The following is a 22,577-nucleotide window of genomic DNA, read 5'->3' on the forward strand; positions in this document are numbered from 1 at the left end:
CGAATCTATCTGAGCCCCCTAAGGCTGGGCGTTTAGTCTATATTAATAAGGCATTTATCGTGCTTAACAAAAAGGCTAATTAATCATGTTTAAGAAAACAGTACCTTTACTTTCTGCTGTAGCAATTGCTATGTCTTTTGCGGCGGGATCGGGTGTTGCTCACGCTCAGGAAAACTCATCCTACGAGATGAACTCTCCGGAACCTAAGTCAAACGAATTCTGGTGGCCTAATAAGCTTAACCTCGAGCCGTTGCGTCAGCACAGCCCTGAATCCGACCCTTACGGTGACGATTTCAACTACGCTGAAGCGTTTAGTCAGCTTGATTTAGAGCAAGTTAAAAAAGATATTGAAGCGTTAATGACTTCAGATCAGGACTGGTGGCCGGCGGATTACGGTCACTATGGTCCGTTCTTTATTCGTATGGCATGGCACGGTGCCGGCACCTATCGGGTTCAGGATGGCCGTGGCGGAGCCGCAGGTGCTCAGCAGCGTTTTGAACCACTAAACAGTTGGCCTGACAACGTGAGTCTGGATAAAGCGCGTCGCTTATTGTGGCCGGTTAAACAGAAGTACGGCAGAAGCATCTCCTGGGCTGATTTAATGGTATTAACCGGTAATGTCGCACTTGAGTCTATGGGCTTTAACACCTTTGGTTACGCCGGTGGGCGTGAAGATGCCTGGGAGCCAGACATCGTTTACTGGGGTCCTGAAAAGGAATGGTTAGCCGGAGACAAGCGTTACACAGGCGACCGGAAACTTGAGAATCCGCTGGCTGCAGTTCAAATGGGCTTGATCTATGTTAACCCTGAAGGCCCCAATGGCAAGCCTGATCCACTGCTGGCGGCTAAAGATATACGCGATACATTTGGCCGTATGGCAATGAATGACGAAGAAACAGTTGCGCTCATTGCGGGTGGACATACTTTCGGGAAAGCACACGGTGCGCATAAGCCCGAGGAATGCTTAGAGGCAGAACCCGCAGCGGCACCGGTTGAGCAACAGGGTTTAGGCTGGAAAAATAAATGTGGTAAAGGTAACGCTGAAGATACCATCACCAGTGGTTTAGAAGGTGCATGGTCGGCTGCTCCAACACGTTGGACTATGCAGTACTTAGATAACCTATTTAACTATGAGTGGGAGCAGACCCGGAGCCCGGCTGGTGCCATTCAGTGGATCCCTAAAGACGGGCAGGCGGCTAATTTAGTGCCTGATGCACACGTGGAAGGAAAGCGTCACGCACCTATCATGTTTACAACCGACCTTGCGCTTAAGTTCGATCCTGAGTATCGAAAAATTGCTAAGCGTTTCCATGAAGACCCTAAAGAGTTTGAACTGGCGTTCGCAAAAGCCTGGTTCAAGCTAACGCACCGAGACATGGGGCCTAAACAACGCTACTTAGGTGATATGGCTCCGCAAGAAGACTTGGTCTGGCAGGATCCAATTCCAGCAGTCGACTTTGAGTTGATTAGCGACAAAGACGTTGAACAGCTTAAAGTGGCAATTTTGGATTCAGGTCTTTCTGTTCCGCAACTGGTACGCACTGCCTGGGCGTCTGCATCGAGCTTTCGAGGCACCGATATGCGTGGCGGAGCGAATGGCGCTCGTATTGCTTTAGAACCACAAATCAGTTGGGAGGCGAATAACCCTGCGGAGCTCAAAAAAGCTCTGAGCACACTGAAGAATGTTCAGAAAGACTTTAACGACGACTTATCTGGCGATAAGTACGTGTCTTTAGCTGACGTGATCGTTTTAGGTGGCGCTGCCGCTATCGAGAAAGCAGCCAAAGACGCGGGTTACGATGTTACCGTGCCGTTTGAACCGGGTCGTACTGACGCGTCTCAAAAAATGACCGACGTTAACTCGTTCTCTTTCCTTGAACCTAAAGCGGATGTGTTCCGGAACTATTATGAGGAAGGTAACCGTGTTTCTCCTGCGCAGCATATGGTGGATAAAGCGGATCAACTGACGTTAACCGTACCGGAAATGACGGTGTTAGTGGGTGGTTTACGTTCATTAGATGCTAACTATGATGGCAGCGACCATGGTGTATTTACCAATGAGCCGGGTACGCTCAGTAATGACTTTTTCGTTAACTTGCTGAGCATGGATAACGAATGGAAAAAATCGCCGGACAACGAAGGCATTTATATTGGTTATGACCGGAAAACGGGTGAGCAAAAATACACCGCAACACCGGTTGACCTTATTTTTGGCTCGAACTCTGAATTGCGAGCGGTCGCTGAAGTCTATGCAATGAGTGATGCAGATCAGAAGTTTGTAGGTGACTTTGTCCAGGCATGGACCAAAGTGATGAAACTGGATCGCTTTGATTTGAAATAAAACCAATGATCTAAGGTTATTGTAAAATGAAAACGGTGGCGTTAAAGCGTCACCGTTTTTTTGTGTCTGCTTAGTATTCTCTACAACAGTTTGGCACGAAATCGTTTGCCTTTTATTTTGTTGTTACTGATGAGCTCTAAAGCGTGCTTAGCCAAGCGGGAATTAACAGCAACAAAGCCAAAGGTACTTTCCAGTTTTATTTTCCCAATATCCTCAGCGCTCAGTACATTGTCTTTCGTCAGTACACCAACAACATCACCGGGTCTTAGTTTGTCTTTTTTTCCGCCACTTAATTGCAATGTTGTCATTGTCGCTTTTAGCGGCTTACTATGAGATAAGGGCGGTGCTGGTTTTACCTCGATAGGCTCAGCAAAAGTGTCTTCAAGCAGGCGCATTTTGTAATCATCCTGTGCGCCAATTAAGGTTATAGCGACACCTTCTTTACCGGCACGGCCGGTACGGCCTATGCGATGAGTATGGGTATCTAAATCGTGAGCCATGTTGACACTAATTACCAAATCCAGCTCTGCAATATCCAATCCCCGGGAAGCAACATCGGTTGCTACCAGCACGCGGACACTGCCGTTACTGAATTGTATGATTGCCTGATCCCGGTCTTTCTGCTCAAGTTCTCCGTGTAAGGCCAGAACACTGAAGTTATTTGTACTAAGTGTATTGAAAATGTCTTTTACTTCATTTTTTGTATTACAAAAAATCAGACAGTTTTCAGGCTGTTGTTGTGCTAAGACATTCATCACCATCTGCGCACTGTCGCTGTTGTCCATTGCGTAAAAAAGCTGCTTAATTTTTGGTTGATTATCTTCCTGAACTGCACTTATTTTGGCTGCTTTAGTGGTTACCTGCGTGGCCAGAGTTGCAATGTTTTGAGGGTAGGTTGCGCTGAATAGTAAGGTCTGCCGAGTTTTCGGAGTATGCTCAATAATCGCGTTAAGGCTTTCCTGGAAGCCCATTTCAAGCATGCGGTCGGCTTCGTCGAGAATCAATGTGGTCAGCGTCGATAAATCAACGTTGCGCTGTTGCAAATGGTCGAGCACTCGACCGGGTGTACCCACCAGAACGTGAGCACCATGCTCTAAAGAATGGGTCTGGATACGAGTAGGTTCACCACCGCACAGACTTAATACTTTAATGTTTGCTATAGACTTAGCCAGCTTGCGCACTTCGTCAGCCACCTGTTGAGCTAATTCGCGAGTAGGGCAGAGCACTAAAGCCTGTGGCGCAAAGCTTTTGGTATCGAGCTTTGACAGCAGCGCCAGAGCAAATGCGGTTGTTTTCCCCGAACCGGTCTCGGCGTGGACGACCGCGTCGGCATTATTCAAAATAATCGGAAGACTAAGCGACTGAACCCGGGTCATTTGTTGGTAACCCATTTCATCCAGCCTGGTCAGTAAGGCGTTTGGTAAGCTCAACTGGTTAAATTGAATGGGTTCAGGTGCCTTTTCAGGCAAATTATTAGGGATAGTGTCAGACATTAAAAGTGCCATGTTTGGTGTCAGGTTTCTACGGTTATTGTAACAGGCTTTGGGTTAAAGGTAGTGCGGTAATCGTTTAAAAACGCTAGTGTTTGCGGGAGTAAACACCTAATAGAGTCACGGTGACCAGAATTAAAGCCATTCCCAGGATTTGGGAATAAGCCAGAGCCTCACCTAAAATAATGACGCCAAACAGTGCAGCGGTCACCGGTTCAATGGCCGACACTATGGAGGCGAGTGCCGGTAATGTTTTTCTTAAGCCGATGATATAAAGAATAAAAGAAGCACCACCGCCAAGGACACCCAGAAGCAAAAATAAAGGCCCATCTCCTGAGCCTACAACGCCTTTTATTTCTTCGATATCAATTAGAGCTCCCAGCGCAATTAATAGGGTAGAAAAGGCGATAGTAAGAATAGCCTGCGGACTTCCTTTTGCCGTTGCGTATTTAAAGCTAAAGATAAATAGTGCCAGGGACAGACCTGAAAGTAGCCCTGCGGTAACACCCAAAAAGGTAATGCCTGCGCTGTTAATCTCATAAACTCGAGTGAGCAACATGACTCCTATCATGACTAACACGATGGCAGCCCACTTTGTTGGTGTGGATCTTTCGAATCTGAGTGCGAAGGAAATAAGATAGACAAATATCGGAGCGCAATACATCAGTGTTGCAGCAATCGCAACGCCGCTTTCAGAGATACTGAAGAAATAAAAGGCAAAATTACCCGCTACACCAAGTCCTGCAATAGTAGACCACAGCCATAATCGTTTATTTGCCAAACCACTATTGTGCGGCTGCAGTGCTAACCACATCAGGAAGAAGAAAAGCCCAATGGCGCCCCGATAGAATGAAACTAGCAAAGGGGACCAGCCATTATTGATAAGGATACCGGCAATTCCACCGGACAGCCCCCAAAAAAGCGCTGCCGTTACTACCAGTATGACGCCTGAATAAGCCATGCTTCGGTCAACTTTTAGTTAAAAATTTAATGAGCTGAGCGTATTGAATTTAGAAGATTTGACTGGGATTTTCAAATGGTGCGTCCGAGTAGACTCGAACTACCGACCTCTGCCATGTCAAGGCAGCGCTCTAACCAACTGAGCTACGGACGCACATATTAGGAGTGTCGTTAAGACGGGCGGTATATTAGTGATTTGCGCTCTCAGGTGCAAGTGATTTTTTGTGAAACCTATTTGTTTGTCGAAATTCTATCCAACCCCGGGCGTAAACTCACACTCGTCAAAGAATTTCTGCCATGGCCGAACAAATTCAACGGAGCTGTCGGTCAGCTTTTTACTCAGCGAAGTTAACTCCTGGATGTATTTTTTTAACGAGGGCTGGGGTGCAATAGACTGGAGTGTATCTAGAGTGGTCAGCAAGCGCTGATGTTGTTCTATTAACTCCGCCAAATCTTTTTGCATAACTTTAATATAAACTTCATTAAACAAGTTGCGCATTTTCATAGCGCGTTCTGGCTTCGGATCACTTAGGCACCCTCCAGCCTTTGTTAAATTGGGTAATTGAGCGGTAATGTGATCAAGCTTATGAGAATAATCGAGCATGGTACGAAATAATCCGGGCAGATAGTTGCTGCGGGTTAGCCGACCAAGCATTTTTGACATTTCATCCAGGGCGTCTGGTTCTTTAGAGTAATTCCAGCGCTCCAGAATGCGGGTAAAACGCTCGAGGGCATTAACCGCGTAGTTGTACTCAGTTACGTGAATCCGTTGCAGAGGACTGCTGCCGACAGACAACGCTTTACGAAAGGCTTCATCATAAGCAAATGCATTCGCCAAGCTGGCGTCTAACAGGCTTTCTTTTTGTGCTAGCGCGGTTTCCAGTTTGTTTTGAATATCCGAGGATTCAGGGTGGTCAATACAAGCTTTCAGTGCTGAAACCATTTTTAGGTCAGCGTAGTATTTATTAAAACCATCTTTTAAACGCCCCAACGAGCTGTTGTTTTCCGCAATGAGTTGACCCACTTCGCAGTAGCTAAGGCTTAACCCTTGCAGCAGACTTAAACTCGTGCGTTCAACCGGCACAGCCAGGTCTCTTTTGCGAGGGTATTGTGCTTCTGGCTTTGGTGTTTCAATACGTTTTTCTGGCAGTTTTAAGAGTGTACTAAGGCGTTGATGAAAGGCATCAGCGTGCTCTGTAAGTCCCGGATTATCGGTACAGGCGAAGAGACTAACAGCCGCAAGAGCGTAGCCAAACTGTTTCAAAATAAGTACACTTCGCTTCATTGTTTTCATTCCTTGTAACAAGGTCTATCGATGTTTACCGGTATTGTTCAAACCCAAGCTACGATACTTTCAGTCTCTGACCAAGGATCTTTTCGACATTTGGTTGTGAAAACTGAACCTCAATTTCTACAGAATTTAGCTATTGGAGCAAGTATTGCAATAAATGGCTGTTGCTTAACTGTGGTTCAATTCAGTGACACGCAAGTACATTTTGATGTAATAGATGAAACTTTAAGTTTAACCAACTTAGGTCTTTTAGGTGAAGGCGATAAAGTCAACCTGGAGCGGTCGTTGAAAGTGGGTGATGAAATTGGTGGGCACGCGGTTTCTGGTCATATTCATTGCCAGGGCAGGGTGACTAAAATTGACGCATCTGAGAATAACGTAGCTATGTGGATAGAAGTGCCGGAACAATACTGTACTTACCTGTTTGCCAAAGGTTTCATTGCGGTGAATGGCGCGAGCTTAACGGTAGGCCAGGTGGACGCTAATTGTTTTAGCTTACACCTCATTCCGGAAACGTTGCGCTTAACGAACCTGGAATCGACAGACGTGGGTGACAGCCTGAATATTGAACTGGATCAGCAAACGATTACCATCGTTGAAACGGTTGAGCGTGTGTTGGCGGAACGTCAGTAAAACTGCTCGTCATTTCCGTCTACTTTTACTCGTGCCTGCTGGTTAACCTCATCAACTTGTAATTGAACATGGATGAGATCACCGCAGGCAGAACACTCTTCCTGATAGTCCTGATTTCCCTCAGACGTATCAATATCGATAAAGGTATTGTGCCCACAATGAGGACATTTTACTGGCACGCTTTTTAAGTCTTCTTCGTTCATACTGAACTCTTGTTTTCGGTGTTATATTCCTAACTATAGAAATAAAATACCAATTCCGCCCAACGAAACCAATGCACCAATGATTGAACGTAGGGTAATCTTTTGTTTTTTCACTAAAGATATTGGAATTAAAAACAGCGGTGCGGTAGAGAGTAACGTTTGGGTTAGGCCCGGATTGATGTTAGCGATGGACACTTGTTGTAGCCAAATGGCCAGGAAGGTGCCAAATACAATAGCGCCGAGTAAAGGGAAGGGATTAATTGAGCGGCACTGTTTTATTATTGCGCTGTATGCACTGCGTTTTGAAAAACCAACAATAATAGCGAGCAAAATAGAGCCTGAAGCAAGGCGTACAAAAGCGGCATCAATGGCGTTGATATTGGATTGCATGAGCACTGAAAATGCCATGACTAATCCGGTAGCTTGGCATAACGCAGCCGCGCCGCCAAACAAAATGCCGGACACTGATAGCGCAGGCTGTTTGTTCGGGGCTTTCTCGCTTACCACCCACAACACTCCGCTTAAGGTGATTACGGCACCGGTGACTTCAATAATGGATAATGTGTCATTTAAAAACACCCAAGCCATAAAGGCAGCAAGTGGCGGAGCCAGGTACTCGAGCAACATGGCATGCCATGGGCCTAAACGCCGTAGCGCAGCAAAATGACAACTGTCTCCAACAGTGATACCAATAACACCGCTAAGAGCCAACAGCCACAGTCCTGAACTGAGTATTAGCGAGCTCCCCAAAAAAACGCTTACTATGAGTAACAGGGGGGTGGCGACAACCCCTTTCACCAAGTTCATTTGCAGTGGTGTGAAATGGCTGCCTGCACGGTGGTACAACAAAGTCGCAATAGCCCAAAAGCTGGCAGCTAATAATGCGGCAAGTTGTCCGACTAACTCCCCGGTAATGTCTAACGTCAAAACAGGCTCTGTGGTTGCTCAAATGTAAGCAGTCGATTATAGTAGCCTCTCGCGTTCGATGGTACCGGACGCAACAAATTTCGACGCTTTTTCTGAAAAACAGATAAGGCCAAATAGAGCACGTGGCACTTGGTAGGTGTCACCACTGGTTAGAAAGGAAGTTTCATGCCTGTAATTACTCTCCCTGACGGAAGTCAACGCGAATTCGATAAATCCGTAAGCATTATGGATGTTGCCGCTGATATCGGTGCCGGCCTTGCGAAAGCAACCGTTGCCGGTCGTATAGATGGCGAGCTGGCTGATGCTTGTGACCTAATTGAGCACGATGCACGGGTCGAAATTGTCACTCCGAAAGATGACGATGGTCTAGATATTATTCGGCACTCCTGCGCTCACTTAATGGGGCATGCAGTAAAGCAATTGTGGCCAGACGCAAAAATGGCTATTGGGCCGGTCATTGACAACGGGTTTTATTACGACATAGACGTTGACCACACCTTCACTCAGGAAGACTTAGAAAAGCTTGAGAAGCGGATGAAAGAGCTGGCGAAGACGGAATATGTCGTTGTTAAGAACAAAGTCAGCTGGAAAGAAGCCCGTGAAACTTTCGTAGAGCGCCATGAGCCCTACAAAATCGAAATTCTGGACGAGAATATTCCGACAGACTCTTATCCTGCGCTATACCATCATGAAGAATATACGGATATGTGTCGTGGACCACACGTACCCAATATGAAGTTTTGTCAGCATTTTAAAATTATGAAGATGGCCGGCGCTTATTGGCGTGGCGACTCTGAGAATAAAATGTTGCAGCGTATTTACGGCACTGCCTGGGCGGATAAGAAACAGTTAAAAGCCTACTTGCAGCGTTTAGAAGAAGCTGAAAAGCGTGATCACCGTAAAATAGCGAAAGCGCAGGATCTGTTTCATTGGCAGGAAGAAGCACCGGGCATGGTGTTTTGGCACCATAATGGCTGGACAATTTTCCGTGAGCTTGAAACTTATATACGCGAGAAAATGCGCGAGTACGAGTATCAGGAAGTGAAAGGTCCAATGATGATGGACCGTGTGCTTTGGGAAAAGTCCGGCCACTGGGAAAAATTCTCTGAGTTGATGTTCACAACGTCTTCGGAGAACCGTGAGTACGCGGTGAAACCAATGAATTGTCCGGGACACGTGCAAATTTTTAACCAGGGGCTAAAATCTTACCGTGATCTGCCCCTGCGTATGGCCGAATTTGGCAGTTGTCACCGTAACGAACCTTCAGGTGCTTTGCACGGATTGATGCGGGTACGTGGTTTTACCCAGGATGATGCGCATATATTTTGTACAGAAGACCAGGTTCAGGAAGAAGTCGCTGGCTGTATCAAAATGGTGTATGAAACGTATAAAACGTTCGGCTTTGAAAAGGTTGATGTAAAGCTGTCAACTCGCCCTGAAAAGCGCTTAGGCGATGATGCCACCTGGGATCGTTCAGAGACGGCATTAGCACAAGCGTTGAAGAATCACGACATCGATTTTGCCTATTTACCGGGTGAAGGGGCCTTCTACGGCCCGAAAATAGAATTTACTTTGTTCGATTGTCTGGGCAGGGCGTGGCAATGTGGTACAATACAGCTCGATTTTGCGTTACCAGAGCGTTTAGGTGCCACTTATGTAGGCGAAGATAACGAGCGACACACGCCAGTTATGATTCACCGCGCTATTTTAGGCTCACTTGAACGTTTCATGGGTATTCTTATAGAAGAGTATGCTGGACGCTTCCCATTGTGGTTGTCGCCAACGCAAGTTGTTTTAATGAATATCACGGATAATCAAAGCGATTATGTGCGAAAAATTGTCAAAACCCTGAACGAAAAGGGAATTCGTGCATCAGCCGACTTGAGAAATGAGAAGATAGGCTTTAAAATCCGTGAACACACATTAAAACGTGTTCCATATTTACTGGTTGTCGGCGATAAAGAAGTCGAAGCTGGTGAGGTTGCGGTACGTACACGTGGTGGTGAAGACTTGGGTAAATTCCCGTTAGAAGACTTCATTGCTCGTGTAGAGGACGAAGTCCGTACTCGCAAAATTGATTAATTGTTTGGAGGAATAAACCATTAAAGGCGGAAAAAGAACTCAGAAAGCTGCAGATAAAAATCGTATCAACGAAGAAATTCGTGTAGATGAAGTTCGTTTGATTGGTGTAGAAGCTGAACAGATTGGTATCGTCAGTATTACAGAAGCTCTTGACGCGGCAGCAGAAGCTGGCGTTGACTTGGTGGAAATGAGCCCTAACGCAGAGCCACCAGTTTGTCGCTTAATGGATTACGGTAAATTCCTCTTTGATAAGAGCAAAGAGCAAAAAGAGCAAAAGAAAAAGCAGAAACAGATTCAGGTCAAGGAAGTTAAGTTCCGGCCTGGTACTGATGAGGGCGACTACCAGGTAAAACTGCGCAACCTGCGTCGTTTCCTCGAGGGAGGTGACAAAACCAAAGTCACTATCCGTTTCCGTGGCCGGGAAATGGCACACCAAGAATTGGGTATTGAATTGCTAAACCGTGTTAAAAACGATTTAGAAGAAATCTCAATTGTTGAGTCGTTCCCAAGACGTGCCGAAGGGCGCCAGATGATTATGGTCTTGGCACCCAACAAGAAGTGATTGTGGTTTACAAGTAGTCTGATTGTCAGGCTCACCCTGTCACACTTTTATCAACAATGCGGAGTTTAATTTCATGCCAAAAATGAAATCGAACAAAGGCGCTTCCAAGCGCTTTAAGAAGACTGCTTCTGGTGGTTTTAAGTGCAAGCAATCTCACTTGCGTCACATTCTGACTAAGAAGAGCCCTAAGCGTAAGCGTCAGCTTCGCGCGAAGAACATGGTCCATGAGGCCGACGTTCAATTAGTCGCTCGCATGTTACCGTACGCATAAGGGGAGATAGCAAATGGCACGAGTAAAACGTGGTGTAATCGCGAGAGCGCGTCACAAAAAAGTCCTGAAGCAGGCGAAAGGTTATTATGGTGCCCGTAGTCGCGTTTATCGCGTAGCGGTCCAGGCAGTAACTAAAGCAGGTCAATACGCATACCGTGACCGTCGCAACAAGAAACGTCAATTCCGTCAATTATGGATTGTTCGTATCAATGCTGCGGCTCGTCAAAACGGTCTGTCTTACAGCCGCTTTATCAATGGTCTGAAAAAAGCATCTATTGAAATCGATCGTAAAATCTTAGCCGATATCGCTGTTCATGATCAAAACGGTTTTGCCGCTTTGGTTGAGAAAGCAAAAGGCGCACTGTAATTATTCAAAACCTTTAGGGGTGAGAATAAACAGATTCAGAAGGGAGCCAATTGGCTCCCTTTTTCATTGAAAATTCGCTATTATAGCGGCCTTATTATTTATCTTGTGTTGTTGAGGGATACGATGCAGCTAGAGCAAATTGTTGAGCAGGCTGAATCGGCCATTGCGGCCGCAGATTCACCGACTGCGTTAGACGAAGTCCGCGTCGAGTATATGGGCAAGAAAGGGCAACTGACTGAGCTGTTAAAGGGCCTGGGTAAGTTGGATCCATCTGAGCGTCGGGAAGCCGGACAAAAGATTAACGAAGCGAAGCAGCAAGTGCAGACGAGCATCAATGCTCGGAAAGAGTTATTAAAAGCTGCTGAGTTGGCTCAGAAGCTTGAAGCTGAGCGTATTGATGTGACTCTACCTGGCCGGCATTCAGCGGTAGGCGGTGTGCATCCTGTTACCCAAACCATTCGTCGTATAGAGCAGTTCTTCGGCGATTTAGGTTTTAGCGTAAAAGAAGGGCCTGAAGTGGAGGACGGCTTCCACAATTTTGACGCGTTGAATATTCCGGCAAATCATCCGGCGCGGGCCGATCACGATACTTTTTATTTTACTCCCTCAACAATGTTGCGTACACAAACATCGGGTGTTCAAATCCGCACCATGGAAAATGAGCAACCGCCGCTGCGGATCATTTCTCCGGGCCGTGTATATCGTAATGATTATGATCAAACCCACACACCGATGTTTCATCAGGTAGAAGGGTTAATGGTTGATACCGATGTCAGCTTTACGCAGTTGAAAGGTATTTTAGAAGACTTTCTGAATCACTTTTTTGAAGAATCACTGACGGTACGTTTCAGACCATCTTATTTTCCGTTTACCGAACCTTCGGCAGAAGTCGATGTGATGGGTAAAGACGGCAAATGGCTGGAAGTGTTAGGCTGCGGTATGGTGCATCCTAACGTGCTAAAGGCGGTCGGTATCGACTCAGAAAAATACACCGGTTTTGCTTTTGGCATGGGCGTAGAGCGTCTGACTATGTTGCGCTACGGTGTGAATGATTTACGCGCGTTCTTCGAGAACGACCTGCGTTTCCTCAAACAATTTAACTAACGGGCAGTAAGTAATGAAATTCAGTGAACAATGGTTAAGGGAATGGGTTAACCCCGACATCAGCAGTCATGGATTGAGTGAACAGCTCAGTATGGCTGGCCTTGAAGTAGATGCTGTTGAGCCGGTTGCCGATGAATTCCATACTGTCGTCGTTGGTGAAGTGATTGAGTGTGGTCCTCACCCAGATGCAGATAAATTACAGGTAACCAAAGTCGACGTTGGTGATGACGAGCCAGTTGATATTGTTTGTGGTGCCTCGAATTGCCGTTTGGGTATTAAAGTTGCCGTAGCTAAAGTCGGTGCTGTATTACCTGGTGACTTTAAAATTAAAAAAGCAAAACTTCGTGGGCAGCCATCTAATGGCATGCTGTGCTCGTTTAAAGAGCTAGGCCTTATTGATGAGCATGACGGTATTATCGAGTTGCCGGCAGATGCTCCGGTAGGGAAAGATTATCGCGAGTATTTGCAACTTGATGACAACAGCATTGATATTGATTTAACACCGAACCGCGGTGATTGCTTAAGTATTCGGGGCATTGCCCGCGAGGTGGGTGTCCTGAACCGTCTGGATGTCACAGCACCCAACAGTAGTGAAATTGCAGCCAGTATTGAGGATGCATTAACTATTACGTTAGCTGCGGCAGAGCAATGCCCGCGTTATCTAGGACGTGTTATCAAAGGCGTCGATTTAACTCGCCCAACGCCTGTATGGATGACAGAAAAGCTGAGACGTAGTGGTATTCGTAGCATTGACCCTGTTGTCGATGTCACTAACTACGTTCTGCTTGAGTTGGGTCATCCGATGCACGCTTTCGATTTAGATGCATTAGAAGGCAATATTACGGTTCGTCTGGCAAAGCCTAAAGAAGAGCTGACTCTGCTTGATGAACAAGAAGTTGAGTTGGATGAGAATACGTTAGTTATCGCTGACGACAAGAAAGCGTTAGCTATGGCAGGTGTTTACGGCGGAAAAAATAGCGGTGTGACCGAAAACAGCAAAAATATTTTCCTCGAAAGCGCGTTCTTTGCACCGGATGCCATTTTGGGTAAGGCGCGTCGGTATGGCTTGCACACCGATGCATCACACCGCTATGAACGGGGTGTTGATCCCCAGCTTCAGCGGGCTGCAATGGAAAGAGCGACTGAACTACTGCTTACTATTTGTGGCGGCGAAGCCGGTCCGGTAACAGAAGCAGTTGCAGAAGAGTTTTTACCACAACGTGGTGATATCACACTAAGAATTAGCCGATTGGCAAAAGTTCTGGGTGTCAGTATTGCTGACGACAGCGTAACTGAAATTTTGGAACGTTTAGGTTTCGATGTCTCATTCAACGGACAGCAATGGCAAGTCGGTATTCCATCCTACCGTTTTGACTTGAGTATTGAAGAGGATTTAATTGAGGAAGTTGCGCGCATTTACGGCTACAACTCAATTCAGGCTGCTCCTCCGGCAGCTCAGTTACGCATGACTGAGCGCAAAGAGAGTGAACTAAGCGTCCATAAGCTTGTTGACTCCATGGTCAGCCGTGGATATCAGGAAGCAATAACGTACAGCTTTGTTGATCCTAAGCATCAAGCACTGATGTTTGATGAAACAGCTGCTTTAACCTTGCCACATCCAATTTCTGTAGATATGTCTTCCATGCGCGTGAGTTTATGGCCGGGGCTAGTCGGTGCTGTAGCTCATAACCAAAAGCGTCAGCAGGCCGTTTTAGCGTTTGTAGAAACGGGATTACGGTTTATTCCTGATGAGTCCGCAGAAAATGGTGTTCGGCAGGAAGCGGTGATTAGTGGGATACGGTCTGGCAAGGCACATTCTGAACACTGGTCTGAAGGTGATCGTGGCGTTGATTTTTACGATGTAAAAGGGGATGTTGAAGCTTTATTGGCGCAAACCGGTAATGCTGCAGCGTTTCGCTTTGTCGCGTCACAAAACCCGGCTTTGCACCCGGGGCAGTCTGCAGCAATTTACTGTGGCTCAGAAAAAGTTGGCGATATTGGCGCTTTGCATCCAAAATTTGATAAGGCATTGGGTCTTAATCAACGCACTTTCGTTTTTGAGTTGGCTCTATCGGCAGTAGCCCAACGACCATTACCGCAAGCTAAGCCGGTATCGCGCTATCCATCGATTCGACGAGACCTTGCATTGGTGGTTGATAAGCAAGTTGCGGCGGGCGAGCTAATTGCTGCGATGGAAAATGTTGGCGTAAAACAGTTAGTTGACCTAAACTTGTTTGATGTTTACGTTGGTGACGGTGTGCCGGAAGGTAAGCAAAGTCTGGCCTTATCCGTGACTCTACAAGACAGTGACAAAACGTTAGAAGAAGCTGAAGTTACTGAGCTTATGACGAAATTTATTGAGACATTAAAGAGTGAGTTTAATGCAACATTGAGGGATTAAACTATGGCGCTGACCAAGGCAGAACTGGCAGAAGTGTTGTTCGACAAATACGGTATTAATAAGCAAGATGCCAAAGTGTTAGTTGAAGATTTTTTTGAAGAAATCAGAGTTGCTTTGGAAAAAGGCGAGCAGGTGAAGTTGTCAGGTTTTGGCAACTTTGAACTGCGGACTAAAAGTCAGCGCCCTGGACGAAATCCTAAAACGGGCGAGGAAATACCAATTTCTGCGCGCCGGGTAGTTACTTTTAAGCCGGGTCAGAAATTCAAAAGCCGAGTGGAAAATGCAGAGCCTGAAGGTTAACTTCAGGCTCTTTTCGTTTAAGCTTTAGCTGTGGGTTCGTAATTAGCGGAAAAAGAGTTGGCTAAACGGGTTTAACAACCGACTTATGCCAGAAGTAAAATGCAGTGGTGCATCCAGTGTTGCTAAGGTTAGGCAATCTTCATCATGTGTTTCCGGCGTATGGGTCCGGCTTGGATCCAACAAGATAAAATCACCATCCCGATACTCATTTTGCTCATCGTTAAAAACGCCATCGATAACCAGGGTCGCTTCCTGCCCTTTATGAGTATGCTCCGGAACTTTTGCTCCCGGCGCCATGTAAATTAAATTGGTTTGGTTGCCATTGTCCAGCGTCAGTGGCGCGCGCCATAGTTTTCCGACTAACTTTGACCACTCACCTATACGATGACTGTTATGCGCTAAAGTCCGCGGCAAAGTAAACCGGCGACCTTCCAGAGACAACATCTCATTTGGCTGATACGACGGTTTATTGCACGCAGACGAGGCAAATATAGCTTCCAGCATTTGGTCACATTGAGATTTGCTCATGGTTGTACTGGCAACACTGACTAGAGTGTCTATGTTTTCTTCGCACAACTTTTGCTCAATTTCGCACACTGTCTGACGGCAGGTTTTACACATATCAATATGTGTTCCAACGACGAGCGTCATTGCTGCGCTTAAATCGCCAGCAGCGTACTGATATAAATGGCCTTCGCCTGGGTGTGATTTAATCATCATCGACTATCAACTCTTTCAATTTTTTTAATGCTAGACGAGTTCGGGACTTAATTGTCCCTAAAGGAACTCCCAATGCATCAGATACTTCCTGCTGGGATTTTCCTTCAATATAAATCTTTTCAATAACCACCCGTTGCGCGTCCGGCAACTGGGCGTAATAAAATGATATTTCCTGCATCAGGACGTCGTGATCTAACGCGTATCCGTCATCCAGACTATCGGTCTGTTCTGAGAGGATAGGCCAAAGTTCATCCGCACTGATATCATCTTTGCGCTTCTTGTTCTTTCGCAGTAAATCAAAGCGAATGTTACGCGCTATCGTAAATATCCAGGTGGATGGTGACCCACGGTCAGGCTTGAACAAATGAGCTTTATGCCAGACATTGGTCATCGTTTCCTGTACCAAGTCCATAGCTGTCTGTTCATTACCAAATTGTCTTGTAGCGTAAGATTGCAGCTTTGGCGCAAACTGCCTAAAAAGTTCACTAAAGGCAGCACGACTTCTATTTTCTGCTATCTTTGCCAGCAGTTCAGCTGCTTTTTCTGCAGCGTCTGTCTGGGTGGTAGTCATAGACCCCCGGTTCGATGTTCTTCCTGACACCATTTGCATAATTAGACCTGCTACTTTCGCACAATGTTCTAACTATTACGGGGCGTCGGAAAAACTGGATCACCCAGATGGCAGAATGTTTACTCAATTAACGGATTAAGTCTAACAGATATTCTTTTGCTTTAAGACAGTTTTCGCTTCGAATCAATTCTTGCTTGGTGTAAACATCCAGTGGCAGTATTTCCAGCCAACGAGAACAAATCCAATCGAGTTTCTCGTAACCCAAATCGGGCAGTAGCTCGGACAGTTCAGGGTAGGTTTCAAACGCTTCTTGTAGCCGGGTTTTTAATTTATTGGCGTTAGCATCTAGAGAGAGCTCGGGCCAGTTTTCAAGATATTCAATTTTTCCAAATCGTAATTTATCTTTTTCAGACCAATGCTCATCAATGCGAACACGGTTTTTACCCTCAACGGTTATGCCCAGTAAGCCATCGTCACGGGGTTCAAAATCGATGATTTTAACTGTGGTTGCATAGGGAAGTAAGTAGTCGTCCGATGTTGCTGCATGTTCGTTATTGAACATAGCGACGACAAACTCGCTGTCACTTTGCAGGCAGTCCTTTACTAACCGGGTATAACGTGGCTCGAACACTTTCAATTTCATGCGACCGCCCGGCATTATATGCGCGGTGAGCGGGAATAGCGGTAACTGCTGGTACTGCTGCATATAACCTCAGTTGGTTAGCGACTTGGAACCTATAACAAGCATTACGTCGACGTGGGTAAGGTTGGATCTTTTTTATCGCATAAATGACAAACTATTTTTCCTGGTATGGCGTACATTAATTTGAAGAAACTTTAATAAGGATTTTATGGTGAAACTGAAAGTTGGTATTAGCTCTTGTTTAATGGGCGATGAAGTCCGGTTTGACGGAGGCCACAAGAAATCCTCATTTTGTGTTGATGAACTCAGCCGGCACATTGAACTCGTGCGTTTTTGTCCTGAAGTGGGTATCGGTATGCCGGTTCCCAGACCGACTATAAGGCTGGAGCAACACCATGGAGTGCAGGCTGTTGTGCCTAAAACCGGGCAAAATGTAACGTCAGAGTTATCGGCTTTTGCAGATAAAGCCCAAGTGAAAATTGATGAGCTTAGCGGTTACATTCTCTGCGCGAAGTCTCCCAGTTGCGGAATGGAGCGGGTTAAGTTATACGACCCCGAAACCGGACACGCTCAAAAGGCTGCCATGGGAATATTTGCTGCACGCCTTCACGAAAATAACCCCGCGCTCCCCCTGGAAGAAGACGGTCGGCTTAACGACCCTCATTTGCGTGAAAACTTTGTGATGCGGGTTTACGTGTTTAATCAATGGAAAAAGACGATGCAGAAATTGACTAAGCATCAGCTTCTTCAGTTTCACCAGCGTTGCAAATTACTTCTATTAGCGCATAACCAGCAGCGTTACCGGGAATTAGGTAAGCGAGTTGGTGAACAGGAAATAATAGATAAAGCCTTTGCCCAGCAATATATTGTTGATGTTATGGAGGCACTGTCAAAACCTGCGTCGCGAAAGAATCATACCAATGTACTTCAGCACATACAGGGGTATTTTAAATCTGATCTTGCTCATGAACGGCGTGAAGAGCTGAGCGATATCATTCTGCAATACCATGATGGTGTCTTGCCTTTAATGTCACCTCTGACACTCATACGCCATTATTTACGTGAATTCCCCAAAGAGTATTTAGAAGGGCAGTGGTATTTGAGCCCATACCCCGATGATTTAAAACTACGTTATGGACTTTAGTAATGCGACAAGCTATTTGGTTTCGTAGTGATTTAAGAACGCTAGATAATCCGGCACTTTTCGATGCGTGCAATGGCGAACAGCCGCCATTGGCTGTCTTCTTTGCCTGTTGTGAAACGTGGGAGAGACATAACTGGGCACCAATAAAGATCGACTTTCTCTGGCGTAACTTGGAATCTCTGCAGCAGGGTTTAGCTGAAAAAGGCATTCAGCTTGAAGTGCAGCTCGTACCCAAGTTTAGTCAGGTCCCCGGCGCTATAAGACAGTTTTGTCATGAGAACCATGTTGAACGTATGCAGATAAATGCTGAGTATGCGTTAGATGAAAAACGCCGGGATGCAGCAGTTGAGGCCGTATTAAGTCGCGATGACATTGAGCTGGTTCGCCATCATGGAAATGTCTTAGTTGCGCCGGGTCAGGTTAGAACACAGCAGGGCGAGTATTATAAAAAATTTACTCCTTTTAATCGCCGTTGGCGGCAAGTTCTTAATGAAATGAATTACGGTGAGCCATTGCAAGCTCACTCTTTTGAGCCTGTAATAGCTAAAGGACTTCCGAACTGTCCTGGGAAAAGCAGAGATTCTTCGCACTGGGTTGCTGGCGAACAGGAAGCTTTGGGTAAATTGGGGCAATTTGTGGGTCATAGTATTGAAAACTATCAACAAGCCCGGGATCTCCCTGCGCAGACTGGAACCTCTCAGCTTTCAGCTTATCTTGCGCTTGGTGTTGTTGGTCCCCAGACCGCTGCGCGGGCTTTACACTCAATGTCTCCAGAGTTTCCTTTTGGCCTGCCGACGGGGGCGGATACCTGGCTCACGGAACTGGCCTGGCGGGAGTTCTATCAACATCTTATGTATTTTGTCCCTCGTTTATCAAAAGGCGAGAGCTTTCAGACGGAAACTGACAGGATACAGTGGTTAGATGATGACAACGCGTTTCAGTGCTGGTGCAAGGGGCGAACTGGCTACCCAATTGTTGACGCCGGAATGCGTCAATTGACATCGACGGGTTGGATGCATAACCGCTTACGGATGATAACCGCTAACTTTCTGGTAAAAGATCTGATGGTGGACTGGCGAAAAGGTGAGGCCTTCTTTATGAAGCATCTTATTGACGGCAGTTTTCCGGCAAATAATGGGGGCTGGCAGTGGAGCGCATCCGTAGGAACAGATGCCGTCCCTTATTTTCGGGTTTTTAATCCGGTTAGGCAGAGTGAGAAATTTGATCCTGACGGAGACTACATTCGTAAATGGGTTAACGAGCTTAAAGAAGTACCAACAAAGCATATTCACTGGCCGCATAGTTGGCTTCAGCAAAAAAGCAGTAATAACTATTGCGAACCCGTGGTTGAGCATAGATTCGCACGCGAACGATTCTTAACAAGGTTTAAGCAGGTGAAACATGGATAACAGTGAATTAGTTGAAAAGCTACAGTCATTCTACGATGAGCTAAAAACAGAAAATCTTGACGATTTAGATGAGCTTTACCATGAGGAAATTTCGTTTACTGACCCATTACAGCATGTCGTTGGGCTAGAAGACTTTCGTCAGTATTTGAAACACACCATGGAAAATGTTGAATATTGTCACTTTGCCTTTGATGATCAGTGTGTCGGAAATGAGCAAGCATTTCTTACCTGGCAGATGCGGTATGCCCACCCCAAGCTGGCGAACGGCATGGAAATTATTCTGCCGGGTGTCTCTTACATGACATTTGAAGACGGAAAAGTGAGAGAGCAGAGAGATTATTACGATCTGGGTGCGATGCTTTATGAGCATGTTCCTCTTGTGGGTTATGTTATCGACAAAATTAAAAAGAGGCTGACAGAAGAATGAATATCTTAATTACTGGTGCATCATCAGGTATTGGCCGTCAGCTTGCTTTGGATTATGCATCCGATGGACACAACGTGGTTGTCTGTGGGCGGAACAGTGAGGCTTTATCAGAGGTTCAAAAGAATCATCCAGATAAAATTACCTGCAGCTCGTTTGATATTACTGACAAAGCCTCAACGAAAGAGGCGTTAGCTAAAGTGAATGATATCGACGTTGCTATTCTATGCGCAGGTGTTTGCGAGTATCTGGATACAAATAATTTTGATGCGGATATGTTTGAGCGGGTATTCCGGGTGAATGTGTTTGGCACCATGAATTGCGTTGAAGCAATGCTCCCTCAATTTAATCCCTCAGCGCGCCTGGTCATTGTTGACAGTTTGGCGAGGCTTTTGCCATTTACTAAAGCGCAGGCCTACGGCGGTTCGAAAGCGGCAATGCATTATATAGCCAGAAGTTTAGAGGTGGATTTAAAACCAAGAGGAATTAAGGTTCAAACGGTTTCACCGGGGTTTGTTAAAACACCAATGACTGATGCCAATGATTTTGAGATGCCAATGCGGGTCGATGTAGAGTTCGCCTCACAAGCGATAATCAAAGGGATTAGAAAAGGTAAACGTGATATCGCATTCCCATGGGTGTTCAGCAGCTTACTAAAGTTAATGTCAATTTTTCCGGAAAGTTTACAAGTTAAATTATCAGAGCAAATGGCAAGGAAGCAGTCGTCATGAAAATAGCGGTTATTGGGAGTGGTATTGCCGGCTTAACAAGTGCTTATTACTTAAGCCGGGAACACCAGGTTAGTGTCTTTGAGAAAAACGATTATATTGGCGGACATACTAGCACCAGCGATGTGAAAATTAACGGCAGTATGTTTGCAATCGATACTGGATTTATTGTCTTCAATGATAAGACCTACCCCCGATTTAAGCGCCTACTGAGCGAGTTGAAAGTGGCCTGGCGCGATACCGAAATGAGTTTTAGCGTCCGTGATCCAAAATCTGGCCTGGAGTTTAATGGTCACAATTTGAATACGTTGTTTGCCCAGCGCAAAAATTTATTGAGCCTTTCTTTTTACCGTCTGTTGCAGGGGATTCTTAAATTTAATACGGCGGCAAAGAACGCATTGGAAGGGGATGTAAACGAGTTAGATAATATGACGTTATCTGAATTTTTAACCCAGAATGATATCCCTGAGACTGTTTCACATTATTATCTTTTACCGATGGTCTCCGCTATTTGGTCTGCTAGTTTGGCCGATGCAAAAGATTTTCCTTTAGGCTTCTTCCTTCGTTTTTTCGATAATCACGGCTTATTGAATGTGAGCGACCGACCTCAATGGCATACTTTAATTGGTGGGTCTCGAGCTTATATTCCAATGCTGACGGAGCCATTCAAAAACAGTATTAGATTAAACAGTAGAATTCTTTCAGTTAAACGCCAGAAAGAGCAAGTTGTTTTATTCTTTAGTAATGGCGACGAAGAATATTTCGACGAAGTGATATTTGCCTGTCACAGCGATCAAGCATTGCCCTTAATTGACGATGCTACCGAGGATGAGCGTCGTGTCCTTGGTGCGATAAAATATTGTTCAAATGAAGTTGTCCTGCATACTGATGAGAGTTTACTTCCAAATAACCGACGTGCGTGGGCGAGTTGGAATTATTTACTGCGTGAGGGTGACGAGACCGGAGAAAAGCCGAGTTCAGTTACTTACAATATGAATATTCTGCAGGGGTTACAGTGTGATAGAACCGTTTGCGTTACGTTGAATAATACGGCGGCGGTTGACCCTGATGAAATTATTCAAACCTTTAACTACGACCATCCTCAATACTCAGTTAATTCACTGAAAGCCAGAGCTCAACGCGATCTTATTTGTGGAAAAAATAACACACATTTTGTGGGCGCATACTGGTATAACGGTTTTCACGAAGATGGGGTCAGAAGCGCTATTGATGTGGTTAATCGATTTAATACGGTGGCGATTGAAAACTCATGAAAAGCGCCGTTTATTGGGGAGATGTCTTTCATGTAAGGCATCGCCCTAAGCACCATGCATTTAATTATCGTTTCCAACAGTGGTGTATCGATTTGTCCGAGCTTGAGCAAGTCGGTTCAATAAGTCGTTGGTTATCCAGTAAAGGTTTTGCTCCTTTGTGGTTCCGCCGGAAAGATTACCTCAAAGATGAAGAAGGGAGCTTACAGCGGGCAGCACTAAGTAAGATGTCTTCTTTGGCCGGTAAGACGCTAACCGGTGATATTGTTTTTGTTGGGAATATTCGTACGTTCGGTATTTTCTTTAGCCCGGTTAATTTCTATTTTCTTCGCGATCACAGCGGTGAATATACTCACATGCTTGCGGAAGTGAGCAATACTCCCTGGCTCAAACGCCATTACTATTTAGTTGATCTTTCCGAAGAGTCTCCTACAACCCTAAAACAATTCCATGTCTCACCTTTTAACCCAATGGATATGACTTATCATTGGGAAATAGAAGCCCCCACAGACACCCTCAAAATTATTTTGAGTGCGCACCAACAGCATAAGGATTTTGTTGCCGGCATGAAATTAAATCGGCAAGCGCTAAACCTTAGTGCAATTTACCGCGTATTAAGAACAACCCCTGTCATGGCTGTGAAAATTATTTCCGGCATTTATTGGCAGGCATTAAAGCTTTTTATCAAGCGGGTTCCATTTTACGGAAATCCAGGTAGCTAAATAATTAGAAGGC

The 22,577-nt window shown here is 45.6% G+C and carries 23 protein-coding genes and 1 tRNA gene; 15 read left to right on the forward strand and 9 right to left on the reverse strand.

Going from position 1 to position 22,577, the window contains the following annotated elements; translation table 11 throughout:
* Nucleotides 1-85 precede the first annotated feature (85 nt).
* Entirely contained in the window at nucleotides 86-2,341 is a 2,256-nt protein-coding gene (gene katG / locus RBK99_RS01205) for a catalase/peroxidase HPI (protein ID WP_317502828.1), read from the forward strand.
* Nucleotides 2,342-2,421: 80 nt separating this feature from the next.
* Here katG and dbpA read toward each other — a convergent pair whose 3' ends face one another.
* The 4 genes from dbpA to RBK99_RS01225 all read right to left on the reverse strand — a co-directional run bounded on the left by dbpA (nucleotide 2,422) and on the right by RBK99_RS01225 (nucleotide 6,076).
* Nucleotides 2,422-3,834 (reverse strand): ATP-dependent RNA helicase DbpA, encoded by a 1,413-nt coding sequence (gene dbpA / locus RBK99_RS01210; RefSeq protein WP_317502829.1) that lies wholly within the window; start codon nucleotides 3,832-3,834, stop codon nucleotides 2,422-2,424.
* 85 nt (nucleotides 3,835-3,919) lie between these two features.
* Nucleotides 3,920-4,792 carry a DMT family transporter gene (locus RBK99_RS01215; protein ID WP_317502830.1) on the reverse strand — a complete coding sequence of 291 codons (873 nt, stop codon included), beginning with the start codon at nucleotides 4,790-4,792 and terminating at the stop codon, nucleotides 3,920-3,922.
* Between the two features lie 76 nt (nucleotides 4,793-4,868).
* Nucleotides 4,869-4,945: transfer RNA gene (locus tag RBK99_RS01220), tRNA-Val, on the reverse strand.
* Nucleotides 4,946-5,041: 96 nt separating this feature from the next.
* Nucleotides 5,042-6,076 carry a DUF3080 family protein gene (locus tag RBK99_RS01225; RefSeq protein ID WP_317502831.1) on the reverse strand — a complete coding sequence of 345 codons (1,035 nt, stop codon included), beginning with the start codon at nucleotides 6,074-6,076 and terminating at the stop codon, nucleotides 5,042-5,044.
* Between the two features lie 30 nt (nucleotides 6,077-6,106).
* On the opposite strand from RBK99_RS01225, the gene RBK99_RS01230 reads away from it, so the two are divergent.
* A complete protein-coding gene (locus RBK99_RS01230; RefSeq protein ID WP_317502832.1) occupies nucleotides 6,107-6,715 on the forward strand; it encodes a riboflavin synthase subunit alpha in 609 nt (202 codons plus the stop codon).
* On the opposite strand, the gene RBK99_RS01235 is transcribed toward RBK99_RS01230, so the two are convergent.
* Entirely contained in the window at nucleotides 6,709-6,918 is a 210-nt protein-coding gene (locus tag RBK99_RS01235) for a CPXCG motif-containing cysteine-rich protein (protein ID WP_317502833.1), read from the reverse strand. The genes RBK99_RS01230 and RBK99_RS01235 overlap by 7 nt on opposite strands.
* A 33-nt stretch (nucleotides 6,919-6,951) precedes the next feature.
* Nucleotides 6,952-7,845 carry a DMT family transporter gene (locus RBK99_RS01240; RefSeq protein ID WP_317502834.1) on the reverse strand — a complete coding sequence of 298 codons (894 nt, stop codon included), beginning with the start codon at nucleotides 7,843-7,845 and terminating at the stop codon, nucleotides 6,952-6,954.
* Nucleotides 7,846-8,010: 165 nt separating this feature from the next.
* Here RBK99_RS01240 and thrS point away from each other — a divergent pair, with 165 nt between their 5' ends.
* From thrS to RBK99_RS01275, 7 genes are all read left to right on the forward strand, one after another.
* On the forward strand, nucleotides 8,011-9,927 hold the full coding sequence (thrS, locus tag RBK99_RS01245) for a threonine--tRNA ligase (protein ID WP_317502835.1): 1,917 nt from the start codon (nucleotides 8,011-8,013) through the stop codon (nucleotides 9,925-9,927).
* Between the two features lie 19 nt (nucleotides 9,928-9,946).
* Complete coding sequence (gene infC / locus RBK99_RS01250; RefSeq protein WP_317503348.1) at nucleotides 9,947-10,489, forward strand: translation initiation factor IF-3; 543 nt, start codon at nucleotides 9,947-9,949, stop codon at nucleotides 10,487-10,489.
* 73 nt (nucleotides 10,490-10,562) lie between these two features.
* Nucleotides 10,563-10,760, forward strand: a complete 198-nt coding sequence (rpmI, locus tag RBK99_RS01255; protein ID WP_054487561.1) for a 50S ribosomal protein L35 — start codon at nucleotides 10,563-10,565, stop codon at nucleotides 10,758-10,760.
* Between the two features lie 13 nt (nucleotides 10,761-10,773).
* Nucleotides 10,774-11,127, forward strand: a complete 354-nt coding sequence (gene rplT / locus RBK99_RS01260) for a 50S ribosomal protein L20 (RefSeq protein WP_011234642.1) — start codon at nucleotides 10,774-10,776, stop codon at nucleotides 11,125-11,127.
* Nucleotides 11,128-11,250: 123 nt separating this feature from the next.
* Complete coding sequence (pheS, locus tag RBK99_RS01265; protein ID WP_317497026.1) at nucleotides 11,251-12,231, forward strand: phenylalanine--tRNA ligase subunit alpha; 981 nt, start codon at nucleotides 11,251-11,253, stop codon at nucleotides 12,229-12,231.
* A gap of 13 nt (nucleotides 12,232-12,244) precedes the next feature.
* Complete coding sequence (gene pheT / locus RBK99_RS01270) at nucleotides 12,245-14,632, forward strand: phenylalanine--tRNA ligase subunit beta (RefSeq protein ID WP_317502836.1); 2,388 nt, start codon at nucleotides 12,245-12,247, stop codon at nucleotides 14,630-14,632.
* Nucleotides 14,633-14,635: 3 nt separating this feature from the next.
* Nucleotides 14,636-14,932 (forward strand): integration host factor subunit alpha, encoded by a 297-nt coding sequence (locus tag RBK99_RS01275; protein WP_317502837.1) that lies wholly within the window; start codon nucleotides 14,636-14,638, stop codon nucleotides 14,930-14,932.
* A 42-nt stretch (nucleotides 14,933-14,974) separates the two neighbouring features.
* On the opposite strand, the gene RBK99_RS01280 is transcribed toward RBK99_RS01275, so the two are convergent.
* The 3 genes from RBK99_RS01280 to RBK99_RS01290 all read right to left on the reverse strand — a co-directional run bounded on the left by RBK99_RS01280 (nucleotide 14,975) and on the right by RBK99_RS01290 (nucleotide 16,929).
* Complete coding sequence (locus RBK99_RS01280; protein WP_317502838.1) at nucleotides 14,975-15,652, reverse strand: ChrR family anti-sigma-E factor; 678 nt, start codon at nucleotides 15,650-15,652, stop codon at nucleotides 14,975-14,977.
* Nucleotides 15,642-16,262 (reverse strand): sigma-70 family RNA polymerase sigma factor, encoded by a 621-nt coding sequence (locus RBK99_RS01285; protein WP_317502839.1) that lies wholly within the window; start codon nucleotides 16,260-16,262, stop codon nucleotides 15,642-15,644. Before RBK99_RS01285 ends, RBK99_RS01280 begins: the two co-directional genes overlap by 11 nt.
* Before the next feature lie 88 nt (nucleotides 16,263-16,350).
* Entirely contained in the window at nucleotides 16,351-16,929 is a 579-nt protein-coding gene (locus RBK99_RS01290; RefSeq protein ID WP_317502840.1) for an LON peptidase substrate-binding domain-containing protein, read from the reverse strand.
* Between the two features lie 145 nt (nucleotides 16,930-17,074).
* Between RBK99_RS01290 and RBK99_RS01295 the strand changes: the two genes are divergently transcribed.
* The 6 genes from RBK99_RS01295 to RBK99_RS01320 are packed head-to-tail and all read left to right on the forward strand — an operon-like array spanning nucleotide 17,075 to nucleotide 22,564.
* Nucleotides 17,075-18,010 (forward strand): YbgA family protein, encoded by a 936-nt coding sequence (locus tag RBK99_RS01295; RefSeq protein WP_317502841.1) that lies wholly within the window; start codon nucleotides 17,075-17,077, stop codon nucleotides 18,008-18,010.
* A gap of 2 nt (nucleotides 18,011-18,012) precedes the next feature.
* The gene (phrB, locus tag RBK99_RS01300; protein ID WP_317502842.1) at nucleotides 18,013-19,419 is read left to right on the forward strand and encodes a deoxyribodipyrimidine photo-lyase; all 1,407 of its coding nucleotides are present in this window, start codon (nucleotides 18,013-18,015) and stop codon (nucleotides 19,417-19,419) included.
* On the forward strand, nucleotides 19,412-19,846 hold the full coding sequence (locus tag RBK99_RS01305; RefSeq protein ID WP_317502843.1) for a nuclear transport factor 2 family protein: 435 nt from the start codon (nucleotides 19,412-19,414) through the stop codon (nucleotides 19,844-19,846). Before phrB ends, RBK99_RS01305 begins: the two co-directional genes overlap by 8 nt.
* Nucleotides 19,843-20,574, forward strand: a complete 732-nt coding sequence (locus RBK99_RS01310) for an SDR family NAD(P)-dependent oxidoreductase (protein ID WP_317502844.1) — start codon at nucleotides 19,843-19,845, stop codon at nucleotides 20,572-20,574. Before RBK99_RS01305 ends, RBK99_RS01310 begins: the two co-directional genes overlap by 4 nt.
* Nucleotides 20,571-21,845 (forward strand): NAD(P)/FAD-dependent oxidoreductase, encoded by a 1,275-nt coding sequence (locus tag RBK99_RS01315; protein WP_317502845.1) that lies wholly within the window; start codon nucleotides 20,571-20,573, stop codon nucleotides 21,843-21,845. The genes RBK99_RS01310 and RBK99_RS01315 overlap by 4 nt, the downstream gene beginning before the upstream one ends.
* Nucleotides 21,842-22,564 (forward strand): DUF1365 domain-containing protein, encoded by a 723-nt coding sequence (locus RBK99_RS01320; RefSeq protein ID WP_317502846.1) that lies wholly within the window; start codon nucleotides 21,842-21,844, stop codon nucleotides 22,562-22,564. Before RBK99_RS01315 ends, RBK99_RS01320 begins: the two co-directional genes overlap by 4 nt.
* Nucleotides 22,565-22,577 lie beyond the last annotated feature (13 nt).

The organism is Idiomarina solivarensis (assembly GCF_033052755.1).
GTDB lineage: Bacteria > Pseudomonadota > Gammaproteobacteria > Enterobacterales > Alteromonadaceae > Idiomarina.

Excerpts from the sequence above, each read along its gene's own strand:
- katG (WP_317502828.1), top strand. The coding sequence starts at position 86 with ATGTTTAAGAAAACAGTACCTTTACTTTCTGCTGTAGCAATTGCTATG.
- RBK99_RS01280 (WP_317502838.1), bottom strand. The coding sequence starts at position 15,652 with ATGATGATTAAATCACACCCAGGCGAAGGCCATTTATATCAGTACGCT.
- dbpA (WP_317502829.1), bottom strand. The coding sequence starts at position 3,834 with ATGTCTGACACTATCCCTAATAATTTGCCTGAAAAGGCACCTGAACCC.
- rpmI (WP_054487561.1), top strand. The coding sequence starts at position 10,563 with ATGCCAAAAATGAAATCGAACAAAGGCGCTTCCAAGCGCTTTAAGAAG.
- RBK99_RS01285 (WP_317502839.1), bottom strand. The coding sequence starts at position 16,262 with ATGCAAATGGTGTCAGGAAGAACATCGAACCGGGGGTCTATGACTACC.
- RBK99_RS01305 (WP_317502843.1), top strand. The coding sequence starts at position 19,412 with ATGGATAACAGTGAATTAGTTGAAAAGCTACAGTCATTCTACGATGAG.
- RBK99_RS01310 (WP_317502844.1), top strand. The coding sequence starts at position 19,843 with ATGAATATCTTAATTACTGGTGCATCATCAGGTATTGGCCGTCAGCTT.
- RBK99_RS01225 (WP_317502831.1), bottom strand. The coding sequence starts at position 6,076 with ATGAAGCGAAGTGTACTTATTTTGAAACAGTTTGGCTACGCTCTTGCG.
- RBK99_RS01315 (WP_317502845.1), top strand. The coding sequence starts at position 20,571 with ATGAAAATAGCGGTTATTGGGAGTGGTATTGCCGGCTTAACAAGTGCT.
- RBK99_RS01235 (WP_317502833.1), bottom strand. The coding sequence starts at position 6,918 with ATGAACGAAGAAGACTTAAAAAGCGTGCCAGTAAAATGTCCTCATTGT.
- RBK99_RS01275 (WP_317502837.1), top strand. The coding sequence starts at position 14,636 with ATGGCGCTGACCAAGGCAGAACTGGCAGAAGTGTTGTTCGACAAATAC.
- pheT (WP_317502836.1), top strand. The coding sequence starts at position 12,245 with ATGAAATTCAGTGAACAATGGTTAAGGGAATGGGTTAACCCCGACATC.
- thrS (WP_317502835.1), top strand. The coding sequence starts at position 8,011 with ATGCCTGTAATTACTCTCCCTGACGGAAGTCAACGCGAATTCGATAAA.
- RBK99_RS01290 (WP_317502840.1), bottom strand. The coding sequence starts at position 16,929 with ATGCAGCAGTACCAGCAGTTACCGCTATTCCCGCTCACCGCGCATATA.
- RBK99_RS01230 (WP_317502832.1), top strand. The coding sequence starts at position 6,107 with ATGTTTACCGGTATTGTTCAAACCCAAGCTACGATACTTTCAGTCTCT.
- rplT (WP_011234642.1), top strand. The coding sequence starts at position 10,774 with ATGGCACGAGTAAAACGTGGTGTAATCGCGAGAGCGCGTCACAAAAAA.
- RBK99_RS01320 (WP_317502846.1), top strand. The coding sequence starts at position 21,842 with ATGAAAAGCGCCGTTTATTGGGGAGATGTCTTTCATGTAAGGCATCGC.
- phrB (WP_317502842.1), top strand. The coding sequence starts at position 18,013 with ATGCGACAAGCTATTTGGTTTCGTAGTGATTTAAGAACGCTAGATAAT.
- RBK99_RS01215 (WP_317502830.1), bottom strand. The coding sequence starts at position 4,792 with ATGGCTTATTCAGGCGTCATACTGGTAGTAACGGCAGCGCTTTTTTGG.
- RBK99_RS01295 (WP_317502841.1), top strand. The coding sequence starts at position 17,075 with ATGGTGAAACTGAAAGTTGGTATTAGCTCTTGTTTAATGGGCGATGAA.
- pheS (WP_317497026.1), top strand. The coding sequence starts at position 11,251 with ATGCAGCTAGAGCAAATTGTTGAGCAGGCTGAATCGGCCATTGCGGCC.